Source organism: Streptomyces sp. NPDC006643 (assembly GCF_042870175.1).
Taxonomy (GTDB): domain Bacteria; phylum Actinomycetota; class Actinomycetes; order Streptomycetales; family Streptomycetaceae; genus Streptomyces.
Window position 1 is genome coordinate 182,369 of record NZ_JBIAHA010000018.1, and the last position, 14,268, is coordinate 196,636.

14 protein-coding genes are annotated in these 14,268 nt (G+C 68.7%); 7 read left to right on the forward strand and 7 right to left on the reverse strand.

Going from position 1 to position 14,268, the window contains the following annotated elements; genetic code table 11:
- Positions 1 to 155: 155 nt before the first annotated feature.
- Positions 156 to 1,301, reverse strand: a complete 1,146-nt coding sequence (locus tag ACFYNU_RS24480; protein ID WP_356585316.1) for a serine hydrolase domain-containing protein — start codon at positions 1,299 to 1,301, stop codon at positions 156 to 158.
- Positions 1,302 to 1,517: 216 nt separating this feature from the next.
- Between ACFYNU_RS24480 and ACFYNU_RS24485 the strand changes: the two genes are divergently transcribed.
- The 4 genes from ACFYNU_RS24485 to ACFYNU_RS24500 all read left to right on the forward strand — a co-directional run bounded on the left by ACFYNU_RS24485 (position 1,518) and on the right by ACFYNU_RS24500 (position 5,101).
- Positions 1,518 to 2,294: a MerR family transcriptional regulator gene (locus ACFYNU_RS24485; RefSeq protein WP_356585317.1), complete on the forward strand. Its 777-nt coding sequence runs from the start codon at positions 1,518 to 1,520 to the stop codon at positions 2,292 to 2,294.
- Between the two features lie 66 nt (positions 2,295 to 2,360).
- Positions 2,361 to 2,492, forward strand: a complete 132-nt coding sequence (locus tag ACFYNU_RS24490) for a hypothetical protein (RefSeq protein WP_388767244.1) — start codon at positions 2,361 to 2,363, stop codon at positions 2,490 to 2,492.
- Positions 2,493 to 2,942: 450 nt separating this feature from the next.
- Positions 2,943 to 3,938, forward strand: a complete 996-nt coding sequence (locus ACFYNU_RS24495; protein WP_356585319.1) for an alpha/beta hydrolase — start codon at positions 2,943 to 2,945, stop codon at positions 3,936 to 3,938.
- 554 nt (positions 3,939 to 4,492) lie between these two features.
- Positions 4,493 to 5,101, forward strand: a complete 609-nt coding sequence (locus tag ACFYNU_RS24500; protein ID WP_356585320.1) for a TetR/AcrR family transcriptional regulator — start codon at positions 4,493 to 4,495, stop codon at positions 5,099 to 5,101.
- A 74-nt stretch (positions 5,102 to 5,175) separates the two neighbouring features.
- Here ACFYNU_RS24500 and ACFYNU_RS24505 read toward each other — a convergent pair whose 3' ends face one another.
- Positions 5,176 to 5,595, reverse strand: coding sequence for a nuclear transport factor 2 family protein (locus ACFYNU_RS24505; protein WP_356585321.1), 420 nt, complete (start codon positions 5,593 to 5,595; stop codon positions 5,176 to 5,178).
- Between the two features lie 81 nt (positions 5,596 to 5,676).
- Positions 5,677 to 6,564: a helix-turn-helix transcriptional regulator gene (locus ACFYNU_RS24510; protein WP_356585322.1), complete on the reverse strand. Its 888-nt coding sequence runs from the start codon at positions 6,562 to 6,564 to the stop codon at positions 5,677 to 5,679.
- Between the two features lie 416 nt (positions 6,565 to 6,980).
- On the opposite strand from ACFYNU_RS24510, the gene ACFYNU_RS24515 reads away from it, so the two are divergent.
- Positions 6,981 to 8,054: an alkene reductase gene (locus tag ACFYNU_RS24515; protein WP_356585323.1), complete on the forward strand. Its 1,074-nt coding sequence runs from the start codon at positions 6,981 to 6,983 to the stop codon at positions 8,052 to 8,054.
- A 132-nt stretch (positions 8,055 to 8,186) separates the two neighbouring features.
- Here the strand turns inward: ACFYNU_RS24515 and ACFYNU_RS24520 are convergent, their stop codons facing one another.
- A complete protein-coding gene (locus ACFYNU_RS24520) occupies positions 8,187 to 8,795 on the reverse strand; it encodes a TetR/AcrR family transcriptional regulator (protein ID WP_356585324.1) in 609 nt (202 codons plus the stop codon).
- Between the two features lie 201 nt (positions 8,796 to 8,996).
- Between ACFYNU_RS24520 and ACFYNU_RS24525 the strand changes: the two genes are divergently transcribed.
- Entirely contained in the window at positions 8,997 to 9,377 is a 381-nt protein-coding gene (locus tag ACFYNU_RS24525) for an ester cyclase (protein WP_356585412.1), read from the forward strand.
- Positions 9,378 to 9,621: 244 nt separating this feature from the next.
- On the opposite strand, the gene ACFYNU_RS24530 is transcribed toward ACFYNU_RS24525, so the two are convergent.
- Positions 9,622 to 10,203: a TetR/AcrR family transcriptional regulator gene (locus ACFYNU_RS24530; protein WP_356585325.1), complete on the reverse strand. Its 582-nt coding sequence runs from the start codon at positions 10,201 to 10,203 to the stop codon at positions 9,622 to 9,624.
- A gap of 50 nt (positions 10,204 to 10,253) precedes the next feature.
- Here ACFYNU_RS24530 and ACFYNU_RS24535 point away from each other — a divergent pair, with 50 nt between their 5' ends.
- Entirely contained in the window at positions 10,254 to 11,210 is a 957-nt protein-coding gene (locus ACFYNU_RS24535) for a quinone oxidoreductase (protein ID WP_356585326.1), read from the forward strand.
- Positions 11,211 to 11,392: 182 nt separating this feature from the next.
- Here ACFYNU_RS24535 and ACFYNU_RS24540 read toward each other — a convergent pair whose 3' ends face one another.
- Positions 11,393 to 12,835 (reverse strand): aldehyde dehydrogenase family protein, encoded by a 1,443-nt coding sequence (locus ACFYNU_RS24540; protein WP_356585327.1) that lies wholly within the window; start codon positions 12,833 to 12,835, stop codon positions 11,393 to 11,395.
- A gap of 20 nt (positions 12,836 to 12,855) precedes the next feature.
- Positions 12,856 to 14,250 (reverse strand): MFS transporter, encoded by a 1,395-nt coding sequence (locus ACFYNU_RS24545; RefSeq protein ID WP_356585328.1) that lies wholly within the window; start codon positions 14,248 to 14,250, stop codon positions 12,856 to 12,858.
- Between the last annotated feature and the right edge of the window lie 18 nt (positions 14,251 to 14,268).

Consider the following 14,268-nt stretch of genomic DNA (forward strand, 5'->3'; position numbering starts at 1 on the left):
CGACCGTTCCCGTGATCCGGCTGTCCGGGAGTCTCCGCGTGGGCACCGCCGCCGTCAGGAAGCGGCGCCTGTCGCTGACGAATCCGGGGCTCGGGCTGCCTGGTCGGTGCGAGGTGCTCAGCTTGTCGGCCGCGTCGGCTCGGCCACCTCGTCAGTCAGTCAGTCAGCCGATCGATCGATCCTGCCTGCTCGCCGCCGAACACTTCGTCGACGAGCCTCTCCATCGCCTTGAGGAATGCCCCGGCCAGGGTCAGCGCGGCGTCATCCACATAGTTGAGCGAGGCGGTGAGGGTCTTGCTGCCGTCGGGAGTGCTGTACATCAGCGCCGCGTGGCCCGCGGCGCCACCGTTGTGGAAGAGGAGGATCCCGCCGTTGGGGCCCGCGTCCTGCACACGTAGCCCCAGGCCGAAGCCGCTCTTGGGATGCGGTGTGCACATCTCGGCCAGCAGCCCGGCCGGCAGGAGCTTGCCGCCCGCCAGCGCGGAGATGAAGGTATGGAGGTCCTGCGTGGTGGAGATCATGTCTCCGCCGGCGGAGATCCAGGAGGGGTTCTGCCGGGTGATGTCGACCGTCTTCTGCCGGCCGGCTTCTTCGTACCGGTAGTAGGCGTGGGCGTGCGGCTCGGGAATCTCCGGCGAGTTGTATGGCACCACGGTGTCCGACAGGCCGAGCGGACCCAGGATCCGCTCCTGCGTCTCCTCGGCGCACGAGCGGCCGGTGACCTTCTCGACCAGCAGCCTGGCCAGCACGTAGTTGGTGTTGGAGTAACTCCAGTCCGTCCCCGGCTCGAACCGCGCCGGCTTGGACAGCGCCAGTCGTACCAAGTCCTCCGGCGGGTAGGTCTTGAATCGGTTGTCCGCCCACTCCTGGCCCGAGATGGTGGAGGGGATCCCCGCCACGACCGTCCCGTCGTCGAAGAGTTCGCCGGTGAAGTTGAACACCCCGCTGGTGTGCTGCAACAGCATCCGCACCGTTATCCGCCGGTCAAGGGCGAATTCGGGGAGATAGTCGGCCGCCGGGGTGTCCAGTTCGACCTTGCCTTCGGCCACCAGTTGCAGCACCAGGGTCGCGGTGAAGGTCTTGGTGTTGCTGCCGATCCGGACGTATCCGTTGACCGGCGGCTCGGCAGCCCCGCCCAACTCGGCCACCCCGGCACTGCCGATCCACTCGCCCCGCTCGTCGTTCACGCGCAGCGACACCCCGGTGAGACCGGAATCGACGATCTCCTGGATGGCCTTCCGCAGCTCCGGGCGATCCTGCCCGGCAGCGGGGTGCTCTGTGGTGTGGAGGGACTCGCTCATGGTCATTCCTCAATCTCGCGACAGTTGGCTGGTGGCTACCGGCCCCTTCGAGGAGGCCTGCGGTGAGCTTGCACCCTGACCCAAGGTCAAGGTCAACTTCCAATGCGACCGTGGGCTGACCGGTACCGATCACTGCGCGCTACGCTCGCCCTGTGATGGCCCGCAACCCGTACCCCGAGACCGCGGACGCCCACGATCCGGAGGTGTGCTGAGCCGATGGCCAACGGGCTCACGATCGGTCAGGCCGCCGCGTTCGTCGGCGTCACCATCAAGACGGTGCGGCACTATCACCGGCTCGGCCTGGTCGCCGAGCCGGCACGTGACAGTTCCGGCTACCGGCGTTACGGGTCGGCCGACCTGCTCCGACTGATCCAGGCCAGGACCCTGGCCGGGGCCGGCGTACCGCTGGCCGAGATCGGCGACCTGCTCGACGCCGATCCCGAGCGGTTCGCCGCCGTTCTGGACGACGTCCATCGCCGCCTCACCGAACGGATCGTGGACCTGACCGCACGCCGCGACACACTTCGCCGGCTCGACCACAGCGATCGGGCCCTTCTGCCCGACCGGGCCTGCGCGGTCTTGGAGCGACTCTCCGAACTCGGCTTCAGTCCCGACTACGTGGCCGTTCAACGCGAGGGTCTGGTGCTGGCCCGGGCACTGATTCCGGAGATCTTCGACAGCTTCCTGACCCAGCTCGAACACTCGCTCTCCGACCCGCAGTCCATCGAGCTGACCAAGCGCAGTTGGGAGGCCAGATCCTGGGATCCCGACGACCCGCGGATCGACGGGCTCGCTTCCGAGGTGGCCGCCAATCTGCTGACCAACGGTGCGCTGCAAACGATGCCGGCCGGGTTTCAGAGCCAGTCCGACGCCGCCGCTCGGTACGGACTGGTCAACCACCACGGGGAAGACCAGGGCCCCTCCATCGCCCGGTTGAACGCCCTGGTCGAAGCGAACCTGCGTGCGGCCGGCATCCACATCCCGCATCAGTAACGCGCTCTCGGGAGAAGGCCGGCGCCGGGGTACGTCGCGCTCGCGCGTCAACGGTCGCTTGCTGTTGTGCACTTGGACGGAGTGGATCTGTCCGACGAGGACGGCGTCCCGCAGTTCGAGGACATCGCCGTCGGTGCCGGCCGCCCGAACATCGTGACGGTGGTCGGCACGGGTCTCCTCCTGCCGAAATCCTGCTGACCGCCCGGGTGCGTCGGCCGCGGCCGACGTAAGCCCGTCGCGGGAGCCGTTCCTCTCCGGTCAGGTGAGGAACGGCCGGAGTGCGCCGCCGAGTTACTGGGTGCCGATCGATCGCAGTGCTCGAACAACGGGATCCCTGCCGATAGGCCCACCCCTTTCTGTATCGATCGGTTCGGAGAGTGCTACGCTCCCTCCATATCGATCGGTACCGATCGGTACCGATGCATGTATGGGCGTGTGTGGAGGCATTCTGTCTCAGTTCCTCAAGTGCATCCGGTACGAGCGCGATTCACCGCCCTGCGATGCGCCGCACCAGACGCCACGGGCTGATCCATGAACATCCGCCGGGCCGGGCGGGCCTGAGCCGACGGCGGTCAGGCCCAGTTCTTGCGCTGCCACTCCGCGGCATTCGAAACGACGAAAGCTCCCCAAACGAGAAGGAGTTCCGACATGGGCTTCAAGAAGTCCGACGACCCTGAGCTCTCCCGCCGACTCGGCAGACGCGACGTGCTCGGCGTAACCGCGGGTGCCGGCGCTGCGGCCCTGCTCGGCCTGTCGGCCGGCCCCGCAGCCGCCGCCCCGAGGAACCGGAAGCCCAAGACACCGGTGATCAAGGGTTTCACGAGCCGCTTCGCCGAGGTCAACGGCACGCGGCTGCACTACGTCACCGGCGGCCAGGGTGACCCTCTGGTGTTGCTCCCCGGGTGGCCACGCACCTGGTATCAGTTCCACAAGATCATGCCGTCGCTGGCGCGGCGCTACCAGGTGATTGCCCCGGACCTGCGCGGCATGGGCGACTCCGACAAGCCCGCAGGTGGGTACGACAAGAAGACCATGGCCCGAGACATCTACGAGCTGCTTCGCTCCCTCGGGCACAGCCAGGCCTATATCGCAGGCGAGGACATCGGGTCGCAGGTGGCCTTCAGCTTCGCCGCCAACCACCCCGAAGCGACTCGTAAGGTCGCTCTGTGGGAGACCGGGCATCCCACCGAGGTATTCAACGAGATACGCATGCTGCCCCAGCCGGGCCAGCCGGCACCGTGGTGGTTCGCGTTCAACGTGCTCGACCAGTTGCCCGAGCAGCTCCTTGAGGGGCGGTTCCGGTTGATCGTCGACTGGCTGATCGACTTCCAGGGCGGGGACCCCACGGCCTTCAGCGAGAAGGCTCGGGCCATTTACGCCGCCGCGTACGACTCACCGGACGCGATTCGCGGGGGGAATGGCTGGTACCAGGCCTTTCAGCAGGACATTGCCGATCTGAAGGACTACCCGGTACTGACCATGCCCCTGCTCGGAATCGGCGGCAAGTACTACGAACTCCTTCTCGCACAGATGGAGGGATTGGCGGCAGACGCGCGCTACGTCGAGTTGAAGGGCGCGGGGCACTATCTCGCTGAGGAACGCCCTGACGACATCGTGCGGGAACTCGTCGCCTTCTTTGCGTAACCCCAGGTCTTGACGGGCGTGAGTATTTGCCCCTCAAGGTGACTGACCTGCCCGCGAAACAGGGGGCTGGCCTTCGGGCTGGCCCCCTGCACGCGGACCGCGCATACCGCCCGGGTGATCTGCACAACTGTCGCGCCCGCACCCGCTCAGCCACGGCCCGGAGGGTATCGAGCCCGGGGCTCTACCTTGGGGACGGTGACCTATGACATCACCTTCGCGCGCCGCCGCCCAGGCCGAACTCTCCTGGAGACATTGGAAGATCGCGCCGCGGAGTACGACCCGGACGCCGAACCGGGCCCTATGCGCCTGACCGCGGCCCAGCGCGCTGCGTGGGAACGGGTCCTAAGGCGGGTCACCACGGAGGCCGGGCCCGTTACCGGTACCGCCCGTTGGGCTCTGGACAACCTCACCTGACACCACCCTTCGTGCTACGACCAGCACTGCAACTACATCGCCCCCAAGCGGGCGAACGTTGCCTGATGCGGTACTGGTCAGCAGTGGCAGGCCATCCGGTGTCACGGCTCCGCTTGTGTTTGCGGAGGTAGGTTGAACCTGTGAATGTGCCTGTGGTCCCTTTCGGGAAGCCGCGCGGTGAACGCGCCGACGCGATACGAAATCGGGAGCGCCTGCTGCGAACCGTGCGCGACATGATCGCGGAGGGCGGGGTGGACTCGGTCACGATGGACGGGCTTGCCGAGCGTGCCGGACTCGGCAAGGGCACCGTCTTCCGTCGCTTCGGCACCAGAGCGGGTATCTTCCGGGCGCTCCTGGAGGACGACGAGATCCGGTTCCAGGAGCAAGTGCTGTCCGGACCTCCGCCGCTGGGGCCCGGCGCCGAACCCGTCGAGCGCCTCGTCGCCTACGGCCGCGCCCGCATCGACTTCCTCCTGGACCACCACGCCATCGCGCGGGCCTCCTTCCACCGCAACCGGCCCGAGCCGGTCGGCAACCCGTCGGTGTCCCAGCTCCACATCCGCGTACTGCTCCGTCAGGCAGCGGCGATACCGGGACTGGACGGCGTGACGATCCAGCTCACCGCTGCCCTGGAGGGGCCCCTGCTGCTGTATTTCTCACAGCCGGAGATCGGCGACAACACCCCGGCGGAGATCAGCGTGTTCCTCGGCGACGCCTGGCAGACGCTGATCGAACGCCTGGTGCGCTGACCGCCACTCCGACCCCCCGGGACGCGGACGAACCGGCCGGCCTGGGCCTCATGCTGGCCGGGGGCGGAGAAGGCTTACTCCTTGATCACCAGTTCCAGCGCGGGGGCTCCCAGGGCGGCAGCGAATTGTTGCTGCACTTTCACGATGCGTGGAAGGGGTCGCCAGTACACGGACAGCTCCACGATGTTGTTGTCCGCGTCGAATCGTACGTAGTCAATGCCGTCCAGGGCGGTCTCACCGACCCGCAGCCCGAAGGCCGCCGCCAGGTGGGTCTCGCCGACGAGGATCTGGTGCACGGTGAAGTCGTCAGCGAGTGAGGAGAGCTTCCCAAGGAGCGCCGCGGCTTTTTCGTGGCCCGAAATGGCCTCTTCGAGGATGGGGCTGTTCACCACCACATTCTCGGCGAGTCGACGGGAAATCTTGGTGACGTCCGCGTGGTGCATTCCGTCGAGGAATTCCTCGAATGCGGCTCGCCGAAGGTCAGGGTTTGGCATTTCTTCTCCTGGTGCCGAGATTTGGTGAATGGTGGCGGCTGCCCGACACGCACCGGGCGGACGGGGCCGACGGCGCCGTGCTCAGGTGCGGCGATCCCGCTCACGCTCATCGACCGCGGCCGGTGCGTGATCGGGGGCGGTCCAGCTCGCTAGCAGGCGCAAGGCCTGCTGGGAGGCTGTCCCGATCTGTGCGGTGTAGATGCAGAAGGTCTGGCCGGCGTCGACGGGCAATGTCAGCGCTTCGTGGTGAAGGGTCATCTCGCCCACCACTGGGTGCAGGAACCGCTCGTTGGCGTGGGAGCACTGGCGTACCTGGTGGGCCGCCCACCAGCGGTTGAACTCGGGTACCTTCACGCAGAATTCGCCGATGAGTTCATTGAGGAGCCGGTCGTCGGGGTACTGCCCCGACGACAGCCGCAGAGTGGCCACGAAGCCCTCCGCGACAGCCTCCCAGTCCCTGTACAGCGTGCGCGCGGCCGGGTCGAGCAGAGTGAAGCGGGCTATGTTGCGTTCGCGACTGGGCAGGGCGTCGAAGTCGACCAACAGCGCACGCGCGAGGTGATTCGAGGCGAGTACGTCCCGCCGGTGGTTGACGACCAGCGCCGGGGAGACGTCGTTGAGGACATCCAGCATGTGGTGGACCTCTGGCCGTACGCGCGCCACGGATACGGGAAGAGCCCCGCCGGACGCGGGTGGCCGGGCGAGTTTCCTCAAGTGGCCCTGCTCGACGGCATCGAGCCGCAGGGCGCGAGCGACCGCGTTCAGGACCGAGTCCGACACATGCCGGTTGCGGCCCTGTTCCAGGCGCGCGTAGTAGTCGGTGCTCACCCCGGCCAGAAGTGCGACCTCCTCCCGGCGGAGTCCTGGTACTCGACGCGGGCCGCTGCCTGGACTCAAGCCCGCGTCCTCCGGGCGAAGCCTCGCCCTGCGGGACTGGAGGAATTCTCCGAGTTCGACGTTCTGGTCCATGCCTCCAGTGTGGCGCGCGTACGGCACCGCGAGGACGCTGAGGGGGGATCAGCTGGACCTAGGCTGATGTCTGGACGCCACTCCCTCCGGACGTCATGGTGGTGAGGGTCCTGATGTGGTGCCGAGGGCGTCCCCCGGCGCGTATGAGGTCTTTCAAAGTGCGCGGACAGCTTTCACGCTCCGGGTTTACGCTCCGGTGCCCTGTGCCCCGGTTCGGTATCGGAGTTGTCCTCGCCGGATCCTCGTAACGGCGCGGGGAACGGACGCTCACCCCGGCCTACGACGGCTATTGGAATGCCCGGCTGATCGCTGTGATTCCGCGGCCCTTTTCCTTTTCTCTGACACCACGTCAGTTCATATGTCATCAAACCGCGGCGGGCTGAAATCCGTGCCGCGGACCACAAAGGAGCTCCGAAGTGACGTCCCTTTTCGGCAATTACCAGCTCGGCGACCTGACGCTGCCCAACCGGATGGTGATGGCCCCGATGACACGGGTCCGCGCCACCGCCGACGGTCTGGCCACACCGTCGATGGCGACGTACTACGCCCAGCGGGCCACCGCCGGCCTCATCGTGTCCGAGGGCGTGCAGCCGACTCCGGTCGGCCAGTCCGCCCCGGGTACGCCAGGGCTCCACACCGACGAGCAGGTCACCGCGTGGCGGCCGGTGACCGCCGCCGTGCACGCCAACGGCGGGCGGATCTTCGCCCAGCTCATGCACGGCGGACGCGTCTCACACCCCGACACCACAGGCATGACGCCGGTCGGACCCTCGGCCGTCCCCGCCGTCGGGGAGGTGTTCACGCCGACCGGGCTTCAGGCCGCGCCCATGCCGCGCGCCCTGGAGACGGCCGAAGTGCCCGAACAAGCCCTGTCCTACGCCCGGTCCGCCCGCCGCGCCCTCGACGCCGGCTTCGACGGAGTGGAACTGCACGGCGCCAACGGCTACCTCATCTCGCAGTTCCTCTCCTCCAACGCCAACCTGCGCACCGACCGTTACGGCGGCCCGGTCGCCAACCGGATCCGCTTCGCCGTCGAGGCGGTGTCCGCGACGGCCGAAGCCGTCGGCGCGCACCGGACCGGCATCCGTCTCTCCCCGGCGGGGACGTTCTGGGGTGTGGAGGAGGCCGACGTCCCCGAGCTCTACACCGCGCTGCTGACCGAACTCGCGCCTCTCGGGCTCGCCTACGTCCACATCGAGGCCACCGCCGACGAGGAAATCCTGGTCGGCCTGCGCCGCACCTGGCCGGGCACCCTGATCATGAATCCGGTACTTCCGATGGGCGCGAAGCAGACAGGACGCGAGGACGCCGATCACTGGCTGGGACTGGGAGCGGACCTCATCAGCTTCGGCCGGGGCTTTCTCGCCAACCCCGACTTGGTCGAGCGACTGCGCACGGGACTTCCCGTCGCTCCGGTGGACGTGGCCACGTACTACCAGGGCGGAGACGCCGGCTATCTGACCTACCCGGCCTACCAGCACACGGCCTGAGTCGCCGGTCAGCCGCCGTCCTCGATACAGCTGGTCGGACGCGGTTACGGCGTGTACGGGGCCGGGGTCGGGCGCTGAGCATCGCCCCGGCCCGACTGTCGACCCGGCCCGTGACAAGAACGTGAGGCGCGTTCAGGAGAGTGGCCAGTTGCGCAGCGCGGCGTCTGCCATCTCCTGGAGTTCGTCGCGGCCGACACCGCTCGCGGCCTGTACGGCGATGCCGTAGGCGAAGGTGGTGATGAAGCGGGCCAGGAGTCCCGGGTCGGTCTCCGGAGGCAGGTCGCCGTCGTCGACGGCTCGCTGGAACCGCTCCCGTACGGCGGCGTAGCCGTCGTTGCGCCAGTCGGCGAGGAGGTCCCGGACGTCCTGGCCCGCGTCGCTGGCGGTCAGGGCGCTCTGGACGCCCAGGCACCCGTGGGGATGGTCCGGGAGAGTGGTGGTGCGAACGGTGCCGGCCAGGATCGCGGTGGCGGTGCCGAGGGCGGTCGGCTCCTGAAGGGCCCGGACCAGGTAGGCGCTCGGGCCTTCGGTGTAGCGGCGGAGGGCCTTGCGGAACAGCTCCTCCTTGTTGCCGAAGGCCGCGTACATGCTGGTGTTGGAGATGCCCATCGCGTCCGTGAGGCTGGTCAGGCTCGCCCCCTCGTAGCCGTGCTCCCAGAAGACCAGCATGGCGCGCTCAAGAGCTTCGTCGGCGTCGAATCCTCGCGGCCGACCGATGGGGCCGCTCTGTTTCGTCTCCACGCCCGCAGCGTACCTCGCAGCGATCGCTACGGAAGTGCTACGGTCGACTTCTGTAGCGATCGCCGCAGAAGTCCGAGCGGGCTGTTCGCGTACGCCTCCACCGCCACGCTCGTGCCGCTTGAGCAGGTTGCCGAGGAGCGCTTCGACACCCTCTTCGGCATCGACGTCCGGGGCGCGCCGTCGCACGGTGCGTCACCGGGCGTGAGTCCTGCGTCGGGTCAACATCCCGTTGGGGCCCGATCCGGGCTGTCATACCGAGAGGCCGTTCATGTCCGAAACGACCGGACCACCCTGAACGGTGAGCCGGCCACCCGCGACGACCTCCTCGCGGTCCAGAGGCGCGACGTGGACGCGGTTCCGGACCTCCACTGGGAACTCAAGGAACTGCTCTTCGACGGTGACCGGTTGGCCGCGCGTCTGGTCAACACCGGTACCCCGGTGGAGGGGTGGCTCGGAGTACCCCCGACCGGTGCCTCGTTCGAGATAACCGAGTACGCCATCTACCAGGTCCGCGACGGGCGGTTCGTGCATATGACGGCCCTGCACGACGCCGGCGAACTGCTCCGGCAACTGGCCGGCTGATCCGCGGGACCGGCGTCGGCGCCCCGGGGAACGGTCCGGAGATTCCGCACGGACCCGGACTTGACCAGCAGTCACCAGGAGAAGGTTCAGCAACTCCACCGCGGTTGACCTTCACGAACCCCTGCACTGCACCGGACCGCCGCAGTGTGAGCCGCCCGGCGCGAACAAGGCCATACGTGCCGGGCGGTGACGGGTTCGTCGCCCTACCTAGGAAGCGGTTGTCTGCGACGCCGTTGATCGTGAATCACGACAGCAGGTGGTCGAGGCAGAGGTTCAGCCCGGCCTCCAGGTGTTCCGCGGATCCGGTGGAGAGCAGGACGGTGACACCGCCTTGGACGGTGGCGATCACGGCCGCGGCCGTGCGGTCGGGGTCGAGGGCCGGGTTGGCCTCGCCGTTCGCCTGCGTGGCCTCGATACCGGCTCGGACGCACTCCTGCCACCGCCTCACCAGTTGCGCCGAGACGGCCTGCGCGGCCGGGCTGTACCTGCCCACGTCGGCGATCAGCACCCCGAGCGGGCAGTGCAGCCCCTGATCGCGGTAGCGCTCGACAATGAGATTGCGCCACGCCTCCCAGGCCGCGCGCGAGGTGAGTTCGCTCAGGTACGGCTCCTGGTCGTCGAACACGCGCTCGGCTTCGAGTTCGGCGACGGCGAGCAGAAGCTGTTCCCGGCCCTCGGGGAAGTAGTGGAACATCTGGCTCTTGCCGGTGCGGCTCCGCCGGCCCACGTCGTCGAGCGTGGTGACGTTCGTGCCGCGCTCCCGGATCTCGGCCGCGGCGGCTTCGACGATCCGCAGACGGGTCGCGGCGCCTTTACTGGTGGTCACAGACCAGATTGTACTTGCTGGTCCATTTTCGGGAACCTACTTCTGGCCGCATGAGAGCGATCGTTGTCAACGAAGCAGGCGGTCCGGACGTCCTACGGCTGCGCGAGCGGCCGGCACCGCGTCCGGGCCCGGGTGAAGTCCTGGTGGATGTCCGCGCGGCGGGTGTGAACTTCTTCGGCACCGCCATCCGCGGACGGGCCCTGGCCGAGGTGCCGGGTGCGGAGGGCGCCGGCGTGGTGGCGGAGACGGGCGAGGGCGTGCACGGGTTCGCCCCCGGTGATCGTGTCGCGTGGCTGACGATCAACGACCATGGGAGCTACGCCGAGCAGATCGTGCTCCCGGCGAGCGGTGTCGTCCCGGTGCCCGACGCCGTCCACGACGAGACGGCCGCGGCCGTGCTCTTGCAGGGTCTGACCGCGCACCACTTCGCCACCGTGTCCCACCCGGTACGGCGGGGGGACATCGCGCTCGTGCACGCGGCGGCAGGCGGCGTCGGGATGATGCTCACCCAGGTCGTCAAGGCACGCGGCGGCACCGTGATCGGCCTGGTGTCGCGACCGGAGAAGGTCGAACTCGCCACCGAGGCGGGCGCCGATCATGTCCTGGTCTCCACCGGTGACGCGTTCGTCGAGCCGGTGCGCGAGCTGACCGGCGGCGGGGGAGTGCACGTGGTGTTCGACGGCGCGGGCGCGACCACGTTCGCCGCGTCCCTGCGGATGCTGCGCACGCACGGCACGCTGGTCTTCTACGGGCCGCTGATCGGTGAGGTGCCGACCATCGCGATGAACGACATCCCCCGCAGCACCCGCCTCACCTACGCCGTGACCGAGGACTACATCCGCACACCCGAGGAACTCAAGGCGTGCACCGCCGAGTTGTTCACACTCGTCGAGAGGGGCGAACTGATCGTCCGGATCGGTGGCCGCTACCCACTGGCCGAGGCGGCCAGGGCCCACGCGGACATCGAGTCGCGCACGACCACCGGGAAACTGCTGCTGATCCCCTGATCCCCTGATCCCCTGATCCCCTGATCCCCTGATCCCCTGATCCCCCGATCCCCCGATCCCACGACCGGTGATACGGACGCTGGGACGTAAGGGTGCGCCGCCGAAGTGCGACCGCTGACAGGTCGCCGCGGCTACCGACCACGCGCCGACCTCGTCCCCGTGGTCGGCGCGTGGTCGGTGTCTCAGGCGTGCGGGACGTAGACGATCTTGTTGTCGACGAACTCCATGAGGCCTTCGACGCCGAACTCGGCTCCGACACCGGACTGCTTGGTCCCACCGAACGGCACCTCGGGGGCGGCGGCCACATGTGAATTGATCCAGACGGTGCCGCTTTCAAGCCGCTGGGCGACGCTCTGCGCTGCCGCGAGATCCGTCCCCCAGACGGAGTTGCCCAGGCCGTAGTCCGTGTCGTTCGCCCGTGCCACGGCGTCGTCGAGGTCGCTGTAGCTCAGGATGGACCGCACCGGGCCGAAGGTCTCCTCGCGTACCAGGACGCTGTCGTCGCCGATGTCTCTCACGACGGTGGGCGGGACGAAGAAGCCGGGGCGCGGGTCCACGGTTCCGCCGGCGATGACCTTGCCGTCCGCGTGTGCGTGAGCGAGATAGCCCTTCACGCGCTCGAACTGCCTGGCGTTCTGGATGGGACCGAAGGTGGCGTCCTGATCGAGACCATGGCCCAGCTTCGCCGACTCCGCCAGATGTGCGAACTGTGCGCAGAACTGTTCGTACAGCGCTTCGGGGACGTAGATCCGCTTGATGCCCGAGCAGATCTGTCCGGCGTAGGCGAACGACCACGAGAAGATCTCCGGCACCACGACATCGAGGTCCGCGTCCGGCATGACGACGGCCGCGTCGTTACCGCCCAGCTCCAGCACCACTCGCTTGATCGTCGAGGCCGCGCTGGCCATCACCTGTCGCCCCACGGCTGTCGAACCGGTGAACGACACCAGCCGGACAGCCGGGTGGTTGGTGAGTGCCGGGCCGGCGTCGCCTCCGTCGCCCAGGATGTTGACGACTCCCGGGGGCAGGAGATCGCGCAGCAACTCGCCCAGGAAGAGTGCGTGCAGCGGAGTGGTCGGGGCCGGTTTGAGAACGACCGTGTTACCCGCGAGGACGGCCGGCGCCACCTTGTACAGAGTCTGGAACAGCGGGAAGTTCCACGGCACGATTGCCGCGACCACACCGAGCGGCTCGTGGTGGCGCTCGAACCGCCCGCTCGCGTCGTCGCGCAGCACGTCGGGCGCGAGTGAGAGCCCGGCGAAGTGGCGCACCCACCGAACGCCCCACCGCACTTCCAACTCCTGCGCCATCGCCAGGGACTTTCCGGTCTCCAGGGCCAGCAGCCGGGCGAGCTCGTCGGCATGCTCCTCGACCGTGTCGGCGATGCGGCGCAGTGCCGCGCGGCGATCCGCCAACGGCCTGACGCGCCAGGTCCTGAAGGCGGCGTCCGCGGCACCGACCGCCGCGTGGACCTGATCGTCGCCCGCCGTCGGCGCGAGAGCGATCACCTGGCCGGTACCGGGATCGATGACCTCGGACGTGCCGGCTCCCGGCACCAGTTCGCCGTTGATCAGCTGCGCGAACGCGCGGGTCTTGAGGTCGGTGTTCTCCAGAACGGAAAGCATGGTTCTCCTTGGTGGTGCGGTCATGTTCGGGTGGAGAGGTCGCCGTGCTCTCCACGGTCGTGAAGCGGTCGCGTCGGCACGGCGACGCCGGCACGCAGACGTCCCGCGACGACGGCCACGCCGAGTACGAGCACTGCCGCGATCCCCAGGGCCGTGGCCAGTGACGCGGTCGCGTTCCAGCCCGCGGTGACGAGGGCGATCCCCAGGGCGTTGGCGACCTGGGTCGCGGTCAGCAGCACACCCGACGCGGCGCCCTCGTCCCCGCGGCGTACGCCGGCGAGCACGGAGGCGACGATCGCGGGGTAGACGAACCCCATTCCGGCACCGAAGAGGGCGAGGACGAGCGCGATGACGACCGGGCCGGTGCCGGCGAGACGCGCCGCGATGGCGGTCGTGAGACCGGCGAACATCACCACCGAGCCCCACAGCATCGCCTGCGGTCCGCTCGGCGCGCCGGGACGGCGGGCCCAGAGTGTGGCGGCCATGTAGGCGAGGCCGATGGGCAGGTACCCGGCGCCGGCGCCGAGCGCCCCGATCCCCAGGCCGTCCTGTAGGAACAGCGTCAGGCCGAGCATGGTCGCGCTGTTGCCCATGTAGAAGGCGAGGGTCGCGACGAGGCCGAGCTGTACGGGACGCTGTCTCAGGAGCCGTCCGGTCAGCAGGGGTGCGGGGGCGCGGCGCTCGACCGCGGGCAGGAGCGCGCCGGTCACCGCGCCGAGGCCGATCAGCAGCCAGGCGAGGGGCGGCCAGTCACGCTCGGGGCCGAGGCTGAGGCCCAGCATGAGCGGGATGAGTGCGGCGGCGAGCACGAGGCCGCCGAGAACGTCGACCGGCTCGGGCTTCGGAGCACGCGTCCGAGGGACGGCGCGCGGGATCAGGGCGAGCGCGAGAAGGCCGATCGGCACGTTGACGGCGAACAGCGCACGCCAGCCGATACCGGCGAGATCGAGGACGAGGAGCCCGCCTCCGATCACCTGGCCGAGGGAGGCCGCGGCGCCGAGCGCGGTCGTATAGGCGAGCACGGCCCGCCGGCGGTCCTCGCCCTCGTAGACCGCCTGGATCGTGGCGAGCACCGGGGACAGCATCGCCGCGGCACCGAGCCCTTGCAGGGCGCGCATGACGACGAGCAGATGGAGGTTCGGCGCGATTGCGCAGCCGGCGGAGAAGAGTGTGAAGGCCGCCATCCCCAGCGTGAACACGCGACGACGGCCGAACCGGTCGCCGAGGCGGCCGGCGATCACCAGCGCCGCACCGTAGGTGACGACGTAGATCGACAGCACGAGCTGGGTGTCGGCGACCGAGGCGTTCAGCTCACTCGCGATCGAGGGGACGGCGACAATGACGAGGAAGGTGTCCAGGAAGCCCATGAAGGTGCCGGTCAACAGGACCGGCAGCATGAACCGGCGTGCGGTCATGGGACGATCGGCCACCGT